Source organism: Nocardia glycosmidis (assembly GCF_052545115.1).
The window spans coordinates 1-14,296 of sequence record NZ_JBQWRH010000026.1 but is presented as its reverse complement, the minus strand read 5'-3'; the positions used below and the strand labels follow the sequence as shown (position 1 = coordinate 14,296).

At 68.5% G+C, this 14,296-nt stretch carries 15 protein-coding genes; 11 read left to right on the top strand and 4 right to left on the bottom strand.

The genetic code is table 11. From position 1 onward, the window contains the following. The first annotated feature begins 137 nt into the window (after window positions 1-137). Window positions 138-815 carry a TVP38/TMEM64 family protein gene (locus ACT86A_RS25055; RefSeq protein WP_445094664.1) on the top strand — a complete coding sequence of 226 codons (678 nt, stop codon included), beginning with the start codon at window positions 138-140 and terminating at the stop codon, window positions 813-815. Between the two features lie 7 nt (window positions 816-822). Here ACT86A_RS25055 and ACT86A_RS25050 read toward each other — a convergent pair whose 3' ends face one another. Continuing rightward, window positions 823-1,725 carry a S1C family serine protease gene (locus ACT86A_RS25050; protein WP_445094715.1) on the bottom strand — a complete coding sequence of 301 codons (903 nt, stop codon included), beginning with the start codon at window positions 1,723-1,725 and terminating at the stop codon, window positions 823-825. 264 nt (window positions 1,726-1,989) lie between these two features. Next, window positions 1,990-2,970 (bottom strand): magnesium transporter CorA family protein, encoded by a 981-nt coding sequence (locus ACT86A_RS25045; RefSeq protein WP_445094663.1) that lies wholly within the window; start codon window positions 2,968-2,970, stop codon window positions 1,990-1,992. A gap of 792 nt (window positions 2,971-3,762) precedes the next feature. Here ACT86A_RS25045 and ACT86A_RS25040 point away from each other — a divergent pair. The 4 genes from ACT86A_RS25040 (at window position 3,763) to ACT86A_RS25025 (ending at window position 6,745) form a co-directional block, all read left to right on the top strand. Next, window positions 3,763-5,322: a bifunctional phosphatase PAP2/diacylglycerol kinase family protein gene (locus ACT86A_RS25040; protein WP_445094662.1), complete on the top strand. Its 1,560-nt coding sequence runs from the start codon at window positions 3,763-3,765 to the stop codon at window positions 5,320-5,322. A gap of 306 nt (window positions 5,323-5,628) precedes the next feature. Further along, window positions 5,629-5,775 carry a DUF1059 domain-containing protein gene (locus ACT86A_RS25035; protein WP_445094661.1) on the top strand — a complete coding sequence of 49 codons (147 nt, stop codon included), beginning with the start codon at window positions 5,629-5,631 and terminating at the stop codon, window positions 5,773-5,775. 173 nt (window positions 5,776-5,948) lie between these two features. Next, complete coding sequence (locus tag ACT86A_RS25030; protein ID WP_445094660.1) at window positions 5,949-6,374, top strand: VOC family protein; 426 nt, start codon at window positions 5,949-5,951, stop codon at window positions 6,372-6,374. Window positions 6,375-6,376: 2 nt separating this feature from the next. Beyond that, window positions 6,377-6,745 carry a VOC family protein gene (locus ACT86A_RS25025; RefSeq protein WP_445094714.1) on the top strand — a complete coding sequence of 123 codons (369 nt, stop codon included), beginning with the start codon at window positions 6,377-6,379 and terminating at the stop codon, window positions 6,743-6,745. Between the two features lie 76 nt (window positions 6,746-6,821). Here the strand turns inward: ACT86A_RS25025 and ACT86A_RS25020 are convergent, their stop codons facing one another. Both ACT86A_RS25020 and ACT86A_RS25015 read right to left on the bottom strand, forming a co-directional pair. Next, window positions 6,822-7,211, bottom strand: coding sequence for a PaaI family thioesterase (locus ACT86A_RS25020; protein ID WP_445094713.1), 390 nt, complete (start codon window positions 7,209-7,211; stop codon window positions 6,822-6,824). 234 nt (window positions 7,212-7,445) lie between these two features. Then, entirely contained in the window at window positions 7,446-8,153 is a 708-nt protein-coding gene (locus tag ACT86A_RS25015; protein ID WP_445094659.1) for a hypothetical protein, read from the bottom strand. 131 nt (window positions 8,154-8,284) lie between these two features. On the opposite strand from ACT86A_RS25015, the gene ACT86A_RS25010 reads away from it, so the two are divergent. From ACT86A_RS25010 to ACT86A_RS24985, 6 genes are all read left to right on the top strand, one after another. Continuing rightward, complete coding sequence (locus ACT86A_RS25010; RefSeq protein WP_445094658.1) at window positions 8,285-9,328, top strand: FecCD family ABC transporter permease; 1,044 nt, start codon at window positions 8,285-8,287, stop codon at window positions 9,326-9,328. Further along, complete coding sequence (locus ACT86A_RS25005; RefSeq protein ID WP_445094657.1) at window positions 9,325-10,473, top strand: FecCD family ABC transporter permease; 1,149 nt, start codon at window positions 9,325-9,327, stop codon at window positions 10,471-10,473. The genes ACT86A_RS25010 and ACT86A_RS25005 overlap by 4 nt, the downstream gene beginning before the upstream one ends. A gap of 26 nt (window positions 10,474-10,499) precedes the next feature. Continuing rightward, window positions 10,500-11,384, top strand: coding sequence for an ABC transporter ATP-binding protein (locus ACT86A_RS25000; RefSeq protein WP_445094712.1), 885 nt, complete (start codon window positions 10,500-10,502; stop codon window positions 11,382-11,384). A 51-nt stretch (window positions 11,385-11,435) separates the two neighbouring features. Continuing rightward, a complete protein-coding gene (locus tag ACT86A_RS24995; RefSeq protein ID WP_445094656.1) occupies window positions 11,436-11,828 on the top strand; it encodes a BlaI/MecI/CopY family transcriptional regulator in 393 nt (130 codons plus the stop codon). 43 nt (window positions 11,829-11,871) lie between these two features. Further along, complete coding sequence (locus ACT86A_RS24990) at window positions 11,872-12,810, top strand: M56 family metallopeptidase (RefSeq protein ID WP_445094655.1); 939 nt, start codon at window positions 11,872-11,874, stop codon at window positions 12,808-12,810. Between the two features lie 179 nt (window positions 12,811-12,989). Then, window positions 12,990-14,296 (top strand): DEAD/DEAH box helicase (locus ACT86A_RS24985; protein ID WP_445094654.1); only part of this gene is annotated, 1,307 nt, incomplete at its 3' end.

Below are 14,296 nucleotides of genomic sequence, written 5' to 3'. Positions count from 1 at the left end.
GCGGGCGGATTCCCGGCCGGTTGATCCTGCCCGCCACTACCAACCGGTAACCTGTCGCGGTGACCGAGCGCGGCGAGGGATCAATCGCACACAGCACCAACGGGAACGGCGCAGCTGAGCTCCCGCGAGGCTCGGTCGTGACCAGGCTGAGCCGTGACCCACGTATCGTCGCGCTGATCGTCGCCGCTGTCGCGTTGTTCGGCGCCGCACTACTGGTACCGCTACCGAGTCCACACCGGATCCAGGAGTGGGCGACGTCGGTCGGTCCGGCCTTCCCCATACTGTTCTTCCTGGTCCATGCGTTGGTGACGGTCGCGCCGATCCCCCGCACCGTGTTCACCATCAGCGCGGGATTGCTGTTCGGTCCGCTGCTAGGGGTCGTACTCGCGGTGAGTGCGACGACCGTCAGTGCCGCGCTGGCGATACTGCTGGTGCGCATGCTGGACCGCGATCGAGTCGCCGCCCGGCTCACTCATCCCGCCGTGCGCTCCATCGATGCCCGGCTGGCGCGCCGGGGCTGGCTGGCTGTCGGCTCGCTGCGGCTCATCGCGGCGGTACCGTTCTCGGTGATCAACTACTGCTGCGGGCTGTCCTCGGTCCGGTTCTGGCCGTATCTGATCGCGACGGTGCTGGGCGTACTGCCCGGCACGATCAGCACCGTCATCGTCGGTGACGCGCTCACGGGGTCGGCACATCCGGCGACGCTGGCGCTTTCGGGTGTCTGTCTCGCGCTCGGCCTCGCCGGTCTGCTCGTCGACGCACGGTGGCGGACCGCGCCGGTCGCGCCCGCCGAGCCCGTGCCGGTCGCCGACTAGGCGGCGCTCAATCCGCGGCCAGTTCCACCGGGACCGCGATCACGTCCACCATCGCCCCGTTACGCAGCACCGTCACCGGCAGCTGCACGCCGATCGCCGCCGCGAACAGCTGCCGCTGGATCCCCTGCGCGTCACGCACTTGCGAGCGCCCCACGCTGAGCACGAGATCCCCGCGGCGCAGTCCGGCCTGGTCGGCGGGGCCACCGCGAACCACCTCGACAATGCGCACCCCGGCGGCCTGGCCGGCGCTTTCGGCGAGCGGCTGGGGCAATGGCGCGGGCACACCGACCAGCCCGAGGTAGGCGCGCCGGACCCGTCCCGCACGGCGCAGTGTGTCGATGATCCGGCGGGTCGTCGCGTTGATCGGGATGGCGAGGCCGAGTCCGATTCCGGCGACCGCGGTGTTGATCCCGACCACCCGGCCCGCCGAATCCGACAATGCGCCACCGGAGTTGCCGGGGTTGAGCGCGGCGTCGGTCTGGATGACGTCCTCGATCACCCGGCCGGCGCGGCGCGAGGCGACCGGAACGGCGCGGCCGAGCGCGCTCACCACCCCGGCGGTGACCGAACCGGCCAGGCCGAGCGGACTGCCCACCGCCACCACCAGCTGACCGACCACCAGGTGATCGGCGTCCCCGAGCGTCACCGCGTCCGGCGCGCCGCCACGGGCGCGCAACACCGCCAGATCCGACAGCGGGTCGATGCCGATCACCTCGAACCGGGATTCCACTCCGTCGGCGAAAACGGCCTCACCCGCGTGATCCGATCCGACGACGTGCGCGTTGGTCAGCAGAAACCCATCGTCGGTGAACACCACCGCCGAGCCATGCCCCCGCCTGGTCCACACGCTGGCCACGTGCGGCGTCACCGATGCCGCCACTGCGATCACCGTGCGGGAATAGGCATCCATAGCGGCGTTGTCCACGCCGACCACCACCCTGTTTGCCGGAATTACACCACTCTGTCCAGCATGCCCCCGGCACACGCAGGGCGCACCGCGTTCGCCGCAGGCGCAACCGAACTGCGGTGGACCGGGCGTGTCGCCTGCGCAGCCGCGGATGCACCGGGATTTCGTCCGTCGATTCCGGAGCTCTCCGATCGACTGATCACTACCAGGACGGCCGCAGTCCCGCGCCGAGTACGCGCAAGGTACCGACTCCGGACACCGTACGACTCAGTGCAGCCAGCCTTTCTTCTTGACGTAGTACAACGGGAGTACCACGGCCAGCACGATCATCAAAGACGCGGCCGGGAACCCGTACCGCCAGTGCGTTTCGGGCATCCAGGCGTACAGGGCGGCGATCAGAGTGGGCGGCAGGAAGACCGCGGTGATGGTGATGAGCGCCTTGACACTCTGGTTCTGCTGCATCTGCGACCGCGTCAGCACGGATTGCTGGAGATAGCGGACCTTGTCGTGCTGGACAGCCGCGTGCTGTCGCACCCCGTCGATGTCCTCGATGAGAGTGCTGATCAACCCGTCCAGCTCGCGACCTTCCGGCGGAGTGTGCGCAGTCAGGTGGCGCGCGGCGCGGGCCAGTTGCAGTTGGGTCACCTGGATGCGCGAGACGATCTGCTCGGCCGCATTCATCCGCGACATCGTGCCGCACAGCTCGGCGGCGCCGATCTCACCGCCACGTTTGTCGCAGCCGTCGATGATCGTCTCGATCTCCTCGCGCACCGCCGCCAATGCCACACCCGTGGCGTGGATCACCTGCTCCGACGTCTCGTTCAACGCCCAGAGCAGCGCGTACATCACTCCCTGCGCGGAGCCGGTGAGTGCTGGGGTGCGGCGCATCTTCGCGACCGCCTTGTCGAACGGGACGAAATGTTCGGCTGGTTGCAGCGTCACGAGGAACTCACTACCGAGCGCGAAGACGATGGTCTCGCGTTCGACGGCCTCGCCACGCTGGTGGTCGGCGACCACTGGGAAATAGAGAAATTCGTCCGTCTCCCAGACCTGGTCGCCCGCGAGGGCGAAGTCGACGCCGAGCCGCTCCCGCAGCACGGCCGCGGTGTCGATGTCCTGCCTCGCTAGGGGAATCCAATGCTGCTGGAGCACTTCGGTGTCGAAGTGGTCAGCGGTCACGGCGTCGAGAAAGGTCGTCATCGGCTGCGTCCCGAGAAAGTCGAACCGGACCAGCAGCCGACCAGCCATTGCGGATCCGCGTAGCAGACCGCCCGCAGCGCCGGATTCGGTGCGCGATACAAAGTTTCAGTTCTTTCGACCAATGTGGCCATAGCGAGGGCTCCAATACTTACTATCGTTCGGGGAAGTACGCCCTTCCCCCGCCGAGGATGGGCACACCAGACCGGCCGCATCGAGCACTGCCGATCGCGCCGCATGTACCACCGGGGCAGGGGTAGCTACCCCACGTCCGCGAGTGACGACTGTGGAATTCCGTGCTGCGCCAGGCGATCAGGCCGGAACTGCCCAGCCATCGATCGCATCCAGTAGATCAACGACGCTTCGGCGCAACCAGTTCCGCGACGACGGTCCGGCGGCAGCCGTCGATTCTGTCATCCGGCATCTGCCGCTCACCTCGTTTCGTCGGTCGATACACGCACGAATTGCGCCATCCATCATTAGAAAACCCGCGGCCCGGGTACGTCAATCAGATGACCAAGTATTCGACAGCGCGCCACCTGCCGGAAATCTGAGTGTCACGGCCGACGAGACTTGTGGTGCGGCAATGTTTTTCGACCATCCGTGCGTGTGTCGACGGTTCCGCGTCGGACGCGCGCCGAGTGCGGCGGCACGTGTGTTGCCGAACGGCTCGCGGCGGGCGAACCCGCACCCGGCGAGCCGGCGAACGCGGGCTCGTCTCATGGCGACGAGACCTCCGTCGAGCCGGGGCGCAACGCAAGCCCACCCACCGTCGGGCCGGTACCGATACCCTGCGCCGATTCGTTTGCGAAAGCATATTCGGCGACCGGTAATCTCGAGCAGGTGAGTAGCTGGGTGCGCCGGAAGTTCTACGGAATCGGGCGATTCGATCGAGCGATCGGGGGTGCGGTCGCCCAGTTGCCGGCCTCGGTGGTCGACCGCGGTCTACTGCGTCTGACCAGCAGCGCTGATTACAGTGGGCTCTGGCTGATCGTCGCGGTCGTGCTGTCCACCCGTCAGGGCGCAACGCGGCGGGCCGCACTGCGCGGTGTCATCTCCGTCGCCGGCGCAAGTCTCACCGTCAACGCTGGGCTCAAGACACTCATCGCGCGACGTCGACCGGCCGCCGAGCTCATGCCCGTCCACCGGCGATTGGCGGCTACCCCGACGTCCTCGTCCTTCCCCTCGGGGCACGCCGCCTGCGCCGCGGCGTTCGCCACGGCCGTGGCGATGGAAAGTCCACGCACCGCCCTGGTGGTCGCCCCGTTGGCCGCCGCTGTCGCCTACTCGCGGGTGCACACCGGCGTGCACTGGAGTTCCGACGTACTCGTCGGGGCCGCGGTTGGTTCCGGTGTCGCACTGGCCACCCGGCGATGGTGGCCGGTGCGCGAGTCCGACGAGGCACAAGCCCGCCCGGTCCGCGGGGTACCTACCCTCGCAGGAGGCAAAGGGCTGGTGGTCGTGGTGAATCCCAGCTCCGGCGATCCGAACTATGATCCCACGGCCGATGTCATCGCCGCACTGCCCGCCGCCACCGTGCTGCGCGCCGAACGCGATCTCGACTGCACCGAACAACTCGAGCGAGCCCTCGCCGAGCACACCGAGCCGGTCCTTGCCGTGGGCGTCGCCGGGGGCGACGGCACGGTGGCCGCCGTGGCCGCCATCGCACTGCGCCACGCCTTGCCGCTGGTCGTCATCCCCACTGGCACACTGAACCACTTCGCCCGCGACCTCGGCGTCTACGATCTGCGCGAGGTGATCGACGCCACCGGGGCCGGCGAGGCGGTCGCGGTCGATATCGCCAGCGTCGAATACGGCGACGAAACCGGCTCACGCACTCGATATGTGCTCAACACCGCCAGCCTCGGCGCCTATCCGGACCTGGTGCGGCTGCGGGAGAAGTGGCAGCCGCGGTGGGGCAAGTGGCCCGCGTTCGCCGCGGCGCTCGTGCTCACCCTGCACCGCGCCGAACCGATCGAGATCCACCTCGATGGGCACTGGCGGCGGGTGTGGTTCCTTTTCATCGGCAACGGTCCCTACCACCCGCACGGTGCCGTTCCCGCGTTCCGTAACCGGCTCGACTCAGGACTGCTCGACCTACGCTGGCTGCGTGCCGATCTGCGCTGGTCGCGCACCCGCGCGGTGCTCGCGCTCCTACTGGCCGCCATCGGGCGGAGCAAGGTCTACGGCGAGCGCCGGCTGCCCGAACTGTCTGTGCAGCTACCCACGCCGGAGACGCTGGCCACCGACGGCGAGGTGGTCGGCAAAGCTACTCGCCTGCGCTTCGCCATCGCGGGGCAACTCCCGGTCTATCGCCGAGACGAAGCCAATCCCCTCTGGGCCGACCGGACCCGCCCCCACCACCGCCGATTCCTGCCCCGGGACGCATTCCGCACCCGCTGATCAGTCGCGTTCCACCTCGGCGACTCCGTGCGATCCCCGCCGGCGCGCTACCACCGGGCGATCGTCTTCAGACCCGCCCGGCTGCAGTGGCGCCGGTGGCCGAATGCCGGCCGGCAAGCTAAGCCGGGTTTCCGTCGTCGACGTGGTGGTCCTCGAACAGCCCTGTCCGACAGGGCATTTGCGATGCCTCGAGCAAAAGCCGAGCGTTGGTAGACTCGGATAGCCACGCTGTCGAGGAGCACCGGCTCCAGCACCAATGGATCACGATCGGCGGCGTTGGATGTACCAGCGACTGAATGAGGCGACATGAAGACCAGGCTCAGCTGCCCCTGCGGCGACCACATCACCGGCGTCGACGAGGACGAGCTCGTCGAGAAGACGCAGGCCCACCTGGCGGACAAACACCCCGGCCATGAATACACCCGCGACGAAATTCTCTTCATCGCCTATTGACGCTGGACTCGATGTCGGTGGCGTAATTCCGGCATGCATATCGTTGCTTCGCGTAAGCAATTCGGAATACAGCTGACAACCGGAGATCGGTATAAGCCGGCAGGCCAGAGTCGCACTGCGCGTCGATGGGGTAGCGCCGATGAGTTTGCCATTCGCATGGCGTCTGTACCGGTATGACTACACCCAGAATCGTCAGCCTGTTGTTGTCCAGTACCAACCCGGCCCGTCTGCGCGACTGGTATGCCCACGCATTCGCACCGAAGGTCGGCCGAACGCCGGGTGACCCCGGTCACGATGTCCTGGACTTCGGTGGCTTCTACATCCTGATCGACAGCCGTGCCGACGTCAGGGACACGAATCCCGAACCGGGTCGGGTGATCCTGAACATCGACGTGGACGACGCCGAGACGGTCGCCGGACGGATCGACGACCTCGAAGGGCGCTGGCTCGCCGAACTCGACGACCGCGACGGCAGCCTGTTCGCCACCGCGATCGACCCCGATGGGAATTACGTCCAACTCATTCAGCTGAGCCCGCAACACCGGGCTGAGATGACCGAGAGAGCGATGACCGATAGGACGATGACCGAGAGGGCCTGATGATGCTTACCGACAGCAACGCGTTCAGTGGCTTCTCGGTGGACGACATCGAGGCGGCCAAAACGTTCTACGCCGATACGTTGGGCCTGCGAGTCTCCGAAGAGAATGGGATGCTCCAGTTGCACCTCGGCGGCGGGAACACGGTCCTGGTCTACCCGAAGCCGGACCACACCCCCGCGACATTCACGATATTGAACTTTCCGGTCCCCGACATCGACGCGGCCGTTGACGACCTCCTGCGCCGCGATGTGCGGTTCGAGCGGTACGAATTCGCCGACCAGGACCAGAAGGGAATCCACCGCGGCGGCGGTCCGCTGATCGCCTGGTTCACCGACCCCGCAGGCAACGTCTTATCCGTTCTTCAGCAGTAGCGCTCGGACACCTGGCCCGCCGAACTGCGCGGCGGCGGGCCAGCGCGCCTGTTCCATTCCCGCCGGATGAGCGGGTTCAGCCGCGGTGCGGCAGATTTTGCAAGCGCACCTGGCCGCGCGCGACGGTGCGGTCCTGTTCATCGGTGATGACGACCTGCCACAACTGCTGGAGCCTGCCGCGATGCAGCGGGGTCGCCTCGCCGGTCAGCGTGCCTTCGTGTACCGCGCGGAGGAAGTCGGTGTTGTTGTTGACGCCGACCACGGTGCCCTGGTCGCCGAACCAGGCCCCGGCCCCGGTGCTGGCGAGCGTTTCGATGACGGTGCAGTACACGCCGCCGTTCTGGATGCCCGCGGGCTGGTAGAGGTGCGGTTTGACGACCCACTCGCCGCGCACGCGGTCCGGGGACAGCTCGGTGAAGCGCAGGCCGATCAAGTCGGCGAAGGTGCCCTCGCTGTATTCGTTCATCTGCTCGGGCGTGACGTCCGACAGCCAGCCGACCTGCCGATTCTCCTGCTTTGTCATGCATCCACTGTCGCATAGTGGCCGACGATCGACGCAGCGGCCTTATCCGCCTGTCAGATGGGAACAGAGCGACAGGCCCCACCAGTAGGCGGGGCCCGTCGCGGCAAAGGATCGGGGGTCACCGCAGCCCTCGGGACTCTCCGACGATCCGTACACCGAGCTCAAGTATAGGTAGGCTTACCTAACTATGCAACCTGTTGATCGGCGCACCGGGAGGCCGCGTTCGGCCATGGCCGCCAGCAGCCGTCGACCCCGCTGCGCCCCGACGACCGAATCCGTCCGCGCGAGATCCGGTACATATGCCGAGGTGCCCGCGATAGATTCGACGACAAGCGACCAGAACCGGCGGCGACTCAATCCGGAGCAGCGCACCATGCCCTCCTGGACGACCGTCAGCGCGGACGCACAGCGGTGCGCGAGCCAGACATACATCGCCTCCGCGCAGGGCAGGACGACCACCCCCGCCTCGCCCGCGAACGGATCGCCATCGATCACACGAATCGTCGTGTCCGACAAGCCCGCCCAATCGATGCCACCGTCGTTGTCGGTGTGCATCCAAAGGTTCTCCAGTCCCGGATCCCACGCACGCTCCTGGGTGACCAGCAATGCGACCACCCGGCCGACAATCGCGTGAATCAGCGCTGTCGCAACCACTTCCGCTGCGATATCCGCGCTGATCATCTCCGCCGCATGACGCCGGTACATGAGTTCGACGCGGCCCTCGCGCACGCCGTCCGACAGTCGCCACCAGCGCCGCTTGCCCTGCTCAGCCATCGCGGCCACGGCGTAGACCTGCGGATGCTCCGGTTGCAGCGTGCGGAGCCGGGCACCGGCGCGTCCGAACGCCACCGTCGATCGTTGGGGCATGGTGATGAGCTCGGTCATCGAACCTCCTCGGGGATCGGCCCCGTCGCGATGCGCGACAGGCTTCCGGTCGCGCACTTCGACAGCGAAGATAGGTTAGGCTTACCAGACTTCGCAATCGTACCCGCTGATTTCAGGAGCAGTTCGCCGTCGTGACCTTCCTTGCCACCGTGAGACGGCGTCGTATCTCCGGGCTTCTCACCGCCGCCGCGCTGCTGCTCGCCGTCGTGGCCGGTATCGCGGTCGGCGCACGCTCGCTCGCGCCGGGAACCGTGTATGACGCCGTGCATCACGCGGTTACCTGCTCGGGCGGCCCCTTCACCTGCGCGGCCGGCTTCACCGAAGAACAGATCGTGCGCGGGCTGCGCCTGCCTCGAACCGCGCTCGCGCTGGTCTGCGGTGCGGCGCTGGGCATCGCGGGAGCACTTATCCAGGGCTACACCCGCAACCCCTTGGCCGACGCGGGGTTGCTCGGCCTGAACTCGGGCGCGGCCTTTCTCGCGGCCCTGAGTGTTTATCTGTTCGGGTTCAGCGCGCCGGAGCAGTACATCTGGTTCGCGTTCGCCGGAGCACTGCTGGCCGGGGTCGTCGTGTTCGGAGCCTCGGCCGTGGGCGGCGGGAAGGCGAGCCCGCTCAGTCTGGTGCTCGCGGGCGCGGCGGTGACCGCATTCCTGCAGGCGATGACGAACGCCCTCGTGCTGTTCGACGCCGCCGCCCTTGACACCTACCGATTCTGGGTGGTCGGCACGGTCGCGGGCCGCGACGCCACGGTGTTCTGGCAGGTACTTCCGTTCCTGACGGCCGGCGCCTTCCTCGCGGTCATCGCGGCGCCGGGACTGAATCTGATCGGTCTCGGCGACGAGGTCGCGCGCGGGCTGGGCGTGCACATCGGCCGCAGCCGGGCGCTGGGACTGGCGGCCGTCGTGCTGCTGGCGGGATCGGCGACGGCGGCGGTGGGGCCGATCGCGTTCCTCGGCCTCGCCGTCCCGTATCTGGCGCGCATGGTCACCGGGCCGGACTATCGCCGGCTTGTCCCTTGTTCCGGCCTCGTCGGCGCGCTGCTGCTACTGGTTGCCGACATCATCGGCCGCCTGGTCGTCCGCCCCGGCGAGCTGGAGGTCGGAGTGATGCTCGCCGTGCTGGGAGCGCCGTTGTTCCTCGTGTTCGTTCGCCGCCGGAAGCTGGTGATCCCGTGACCACTTCGGGGCGTCGAGACGGTGGCGCCGGTATCGCGAAAGCTGGTGATCCGGTGACGATTTCGCTGTCGACCACGAGCACGCGGCCGGCTCTGCGGGTCGGGCCGATCTCGGTGGCGCTGCGACCGACCATGGTTCTGATCGTCGCGCTGCTCGCCGCGATCGTACTCGGGCTACTGTGCCTCGACCTCGCGGTCGGCGAGTCACGCCTGCCACTCGGGCGGGTGCTGGACGTGCTGGCCGGCGGCGGTACGAAGGCCCAACGGTTCATTGTGCTCGAGTCGCGGCTGCCGCGCGTGCTCACCGCACTGGTGGTCGGGTTCGCGCTCGGCCTGTCCGGGGCGATCACCCAGTCCATCCTGCACAACCCATTGGCTGCCCCGGACATGCTGGGTGTCACCTCCGGCGCGAGCCTTGGCGCGGTCGCCGCACTGGTCGCCGGCGGCGGGGCGAGCACCGGACTGGCCATCTCGGTGGGCACGCCGTTGGCCGCGCTGGCCGGTGGCCTGCTCACCGCAGTGGCCATATATGTGCTCGCCTGGGGGCGCAGTCCCACCGGAACGCACGGGGTCACGGGGCTGCGACTGGTGCTGATCGGCGTCGGTGTGAACGCACTGCTGTTGGCGGGCATAAGCTCGCTGCTCACCCGCGCAAGCCTCGCGGACGCCCAGCGCGCGCAACTGTGGCTGAACGGATCGTTGAATTCGGCCGACTCCGCGCATTCGGCGTCCACGGCGATCGGCGCGGCCGTCGCCGCCGTCATCGCGCTCGGCTCCGCTCGCACACTGGCCGCACTGCGCTTCGGCGCCGAGACCACGCGCGCGCTCGGCGTACGGATCCAGGCGCAGCAGGCAGTGCTGATCGGCGCTGCGGTGGTCGCCGCGTCGGTGGCCACCGCGGCGGCCGGGCCGGTCGGCTTCGTCGCGCTCACCGCACCGCAGATCGCCCGCCGCCTGCTGAGCACGCCCGGCGAACCGCTCGTGGGCGCAGCCCTGATCGGCTCGATCCTGGTGATCGGCGCGGATGCCGCATCGCGCACGGTGTTCCCGGTCGAGTTGCCGGTCGGTGTCGTGACCGCGGTTCTCGGTGGTCCATTCCTGCTGTATCTGCTCGTTCGCATGAACCGGAAGGCGACGCTGTCGTGACGATCGTGGACCCCACCCCCGACACCATGCGGAAGCCGACGCCGCAACGCCGGCTCAGCGCCGATGGCGTCACCCTCGGCTACGGCGAACGGGTGATCGTCGAGGAGTTGAGTCTGGACATCCTGCCCGGCGTGATCACCACGGTGATCGGGCCCAACGGCTGCGGAAAGTCCACGCTGCTGCGCTCCCTCGGCCGCCTGCTGCGTCCCCGAGAAGGCCGAGTCCTGTTGGATGGCAAGGCTATTTCGACAATGCGAACCAAGGACGTAGCCCGCGTGATCGGCGTGCTTGCACAATCGCCGATCGCCCCGGAAGGACTCACCGTCGCCGATCTCGTCGCACGGGGTCGCCATCCGCACCAATCCTGGTTCCGGCAGTGGTCGGCCGCGGACGAATTCGAGCTGACCACCGCACTCGAGCACACCGGGATCACCGATCTGGCGGATCGCGCGCTGGACGAACTGTCCGGTGGACAGCGACAGCGCGCCTGGATCTCCATGGCCCTGGCCCAGGGCACCGACATCCTGCTGCTCGACGAACCGACCACCTACCTTGATCTGGCCCACTCGATCGAAGTGCTGGACCTGGTCGACCGGCTGCACGCCGACCTCGGACGCACCGTGGTCATGGTGCTGCACGACCTCAACCTCGCGATCCGCTACAGCGACCAACTGGTGGTCATGCACGCCGGCCGGGTAGTCGCCAGCGGCGCCCCAGCCGAGGTGATGTCCGTCGAACTGCTGCGTGAGGTCTTCGAACTGGACGCCGCGGTGCTGGAGGACCCGGTGTCGGGCCGCCCGATGATCGTGCCGATCGGCGCCAGGCATGTGCGGGGCAAGCCAGGCGGTCCCGACGCCGCGACGGCGCCCGGATTCGCGGCTATGAGAAATACCACACAAGCTACTCGATAGTTACGACACCCTGTAGTACGCATCGCGTCGTGGAGTACCTAAGATTGTGGAATGGCAGGTCTTGGTGAACTCGAGAAAGCGGTCATGGACCAGTTGTGGTCGGCCGACGAACCACAGACGGTCCGGCAGGTGCACGAGGCGCTCGCCGCACGCCGTGAGCTCGCGTACACCACGGTCATGACCGTGCTGCAGCGCCTGGCGAAAAAGAACCTCGTCGTCCAGCGGCGCGACGACCGCGCGCACCGCTACGCGCCGGTGCACACCCGCGACGAGCTCGTGGCCAGTCTGATGGTCGACGCACTGCAACAGGCCGACGAAGCGGGCAGTCGCGCCGCGGCCCTGGTCCACTTCGTGGAACAGGTCGGTAAGGACGAGGCTGCCGCCTTGCGCGAAGCACTCGCTAAGCTCGAAACAACCGAGGAGGACTCGGCGCCGCCGGTGTAGGCTCCTCGGGCGCCCTGGCCCCACAACGCAGTGAGCTGAGTCGATGAACGCAACCGCGCCGGTCTTCGCCGGACTCGCTTTGCTTCTCGCGGGGCCTGCCCCGGCCTTGCTCAGCCGGGCGACCTGGACCTATCGGACGCCCCGCGCCGCGCTCGTGCTCTGGCAGGCCATCGCGCTCGCCGCTGTGCTCAGCGCGTTCGGCTCCGGTCTGGCCATCGCTGCCCAATTGCTCGTGCCCGGCCCGGACGGTCGTCCGACCACCGCACCGACTCGCGAGATCGACGCGCTCGGCCTGCCGCTGTGGTCGGCGTACGTGTTCGTATTCGCGCTCACGTTGCTGATCGGCGCACGACTCATCTACGCGATCATCCGGGTCGGCGTGCACACCCGCAGGCGGCGGGCGCGCCACCGGATGCTCGTCGATCTGCTCGACCAGAGCGGTCCGCGCCGGCGCGCGGCCGACATCCGGGTACTGGCCGCCACCGAGCCGATCGCCTATTGCCTGCCGGGTCTGCGCCAGCGCGTCGTACTCAGCGAAGGCACGCTGAGTAAACTGCCCGACGCCGAGATCACCGCGATCGTCAGCCATGAGCGTTCACACCTGCGGGCCAGGCACGACCTGGTGTTGGAAGCGTTCACCGCAGTGCACGAGGCCTTCCCCCGGGTGGTGCGCAGCAAGGCGGCGCTCGGCTCGGTGAAACTGCTCATCGAACTGCTCGCCGACGATTCCGCCGTGAAGGTCACCGGCCCCAAGCCGCTGGCCCGGGCCCTCGTCGCGTGCGCGAAGTCCACCGCGCCCCAGGGCGCCCTCGCCGCGGGCGGACCCACCACGCTCATCCGCATCCAGCGGCTCAGCGACCGGATCGGCGACATGCGCGTCGCCACCGCCGCTTACCTTGCCTCGGCCGCCATCCTGGTGGTGCCGACGCAGGCCGTGGCCGTCCCTTGGCTCGTGGAACTGAGCCGGCTGTTCCACAGCTGACCCGCGGCCACGTATCCTGGACGTTCGGCCCGGCCTCCCGGTCGGCCGCACCCCTCTCGGCCGCTGGCGCGTCATCGCCGCGCCGCAGCGCGGTGAACAGCACCGTGCACCGCTCTCGATCCCACCGAACAGCGTGTTCCGCGTTGAACACGCTGTGCGACGAAAGGCACTTCTACCCCGTGACCCCCTCGACCACCGTCGCCGCGGCGGCCACCGTGACCTTCGCGGACCTGGGCCTGCCCGCCGTGCTCGTGCAGGCACTGCGACGCGACGGCATCGAGACGCCGTTTCCGATCCAGGCCGCCACGGTGCCGGACGTCTTGGCCGCCAAAGACGTGCTCGGGCGCGGCCCCACCGGTTCCGGCAAGACCCTGGCCTTCGGCCTTCCCATGCTCACCCGCCTGGCGGGCGCCCCGGCAAAGCCGGGCAGGCCACGCGGACTCGTACTGGTGCCGACCCGCGAACTGGCCGCGCAGATCGAGCGGGCGCTCGACGCCGTGGCCCTCGCACTCGGCCTGCGTCTGGCCTCGGTGGTCGGCGGCACACCGATCAAACGGCAGGCCGACCGGCTCGCTCGCGGCGTCGATCTGCTCATCGCCACACCGGGACGGCTCGCCGACCTGATCGCGCAAGGCGCCGCCGACCTGTCCGACGTGGCGATCACCGCGCTGGACGAGGCCGACCACATGGCCGACATGGGCTTTCTGCCCCAGGTGACCAAGCTGCTGGACCGCACCCCGCGCGACGGTCAGCGCCTGCTGTTCTCCGCCACCCTGGACGGCGATGTCGACAAGCTGGTCAAGCGCTACTTGCACGCACCGGTCACGCACTCCACCGCGCCGCCGTCGGCGGCGGTCGCCACAATGTCGCACCATCTGCTGTACGTACGGGACAAAGTGGCCAAGCGGGCGGTCGCCACCGAGATCGCCGCCCGCGACGGGCTCACCATCATGTTCGTCCGCACCAAGCACGGCGCCGACCGGCTCGCCAAACAGTTGCGCGGCGCAGGTATCGCCGCGGGCGCGCTGCACGGCGGCAAGGCGCAGAACAACCGGACCCGGACCCTCGCCGCCTTCGCCGACGGCTCGGTACCGGTGCTGGTCACCACCGACGTCGCCGCGCGCGGCATCCACATCGACGGGATCTCGCTTGTCGTGCACGTCGATCCGCCCCCCGAACCGAAGGCCTACCTGCACCGGGCCGGGCGCACCGCACGAGCCGGAGAGGACGGTGTGGTCGTCACGCTCGTGATGGACGACGAGCGCCGCGAGGTCGAGGCGATGGCACGCAAGGCCGGTGTCGAGGTCGATGGGGTCGAGGTGCGTCCCGGTGACCACACGCTGATCGCGATCACCGGCGCGCGCCGTCCGTCCGGCGTTCCGGTCGTCTCGCCGAGCGTGCCCACCGCGACGCCTGTCACGGGCACGCCGGCGCGGCAGAAGCCGAGACGGCGCGCCGAGCCGAACGCGGCGGGTGGCCGTGACAC

Coding starts and splice junctions, on each gene's coding strand:
- ACT86A_RS25050 (WP_445094715.1), bottom strand. CDS start 1,725: ATGGATGCCTATTCCCGCACGGTGATCGCAGTGGCGGCATCGGTGACG.
- ACT86A_RS25045 (WP_445094663.1), bottom strand. CDS start 2,970: ATGGCTGGTCGGCTGCTGGTCCGGTTCGACTTTCTCGGGACGCAGCCG.
- ACT86A_RS25035 (WP_445094661.1), top strand. CDS start 5,629: ATGAAGACCAGGCTCAGCTGCCCCTGCGGCGACCACATCACCGGCGTC.
- ACT86A_RS25030 (WP_445094660.1), top strand. CDS start 5,949: ATGACTACACCCAGAATCGTCAGCCTGTTGTTGTCCAGTACCAACCCG.
- ACT86A_RS25025 (WP_445094714.1), top strand. CDS start 6,377: ATGCTTACCGACAGCAACGCGTTCAGTGGCTTCTCGGTGGACGACATC.
- ACT86A_RS25020 (WP_445094713.1), bottom strand. CDS start 7,211: ATGAACGAATACAGCGAGGGCACCTTCGCCGACTTGATCGGCCTGCGC.
- ACT86A_RS25015 (WP_445094659.1), bottom strand. CDS start 8,153: ATGACCGAGCTCATCACCATGCCCCAACGATCGACGGTGGCGTTCGGA.
- ACT86A_RS25000 (WP_445094712.1), top strand. CDS start 10,500: ATGCGGAAGCCGACGCCGCAACGCCGGCTCAGCGCCGATGGCGTCACC.
- ACT86A_RS24995 (WP_445094656.1), top strand. CDS start 11,436: ATGGCAGGTCTTGGTGAACTCGAGAAAGCGGTCATGGACCAGTTGTGG.
- ACT86A_RS24990 (WP_445094655.1), top strand. CDS start 11,872: ATGAACGCAACCGCGCCGGTCTTCGCCGGACTCGCTTTGCTTCTCGCG.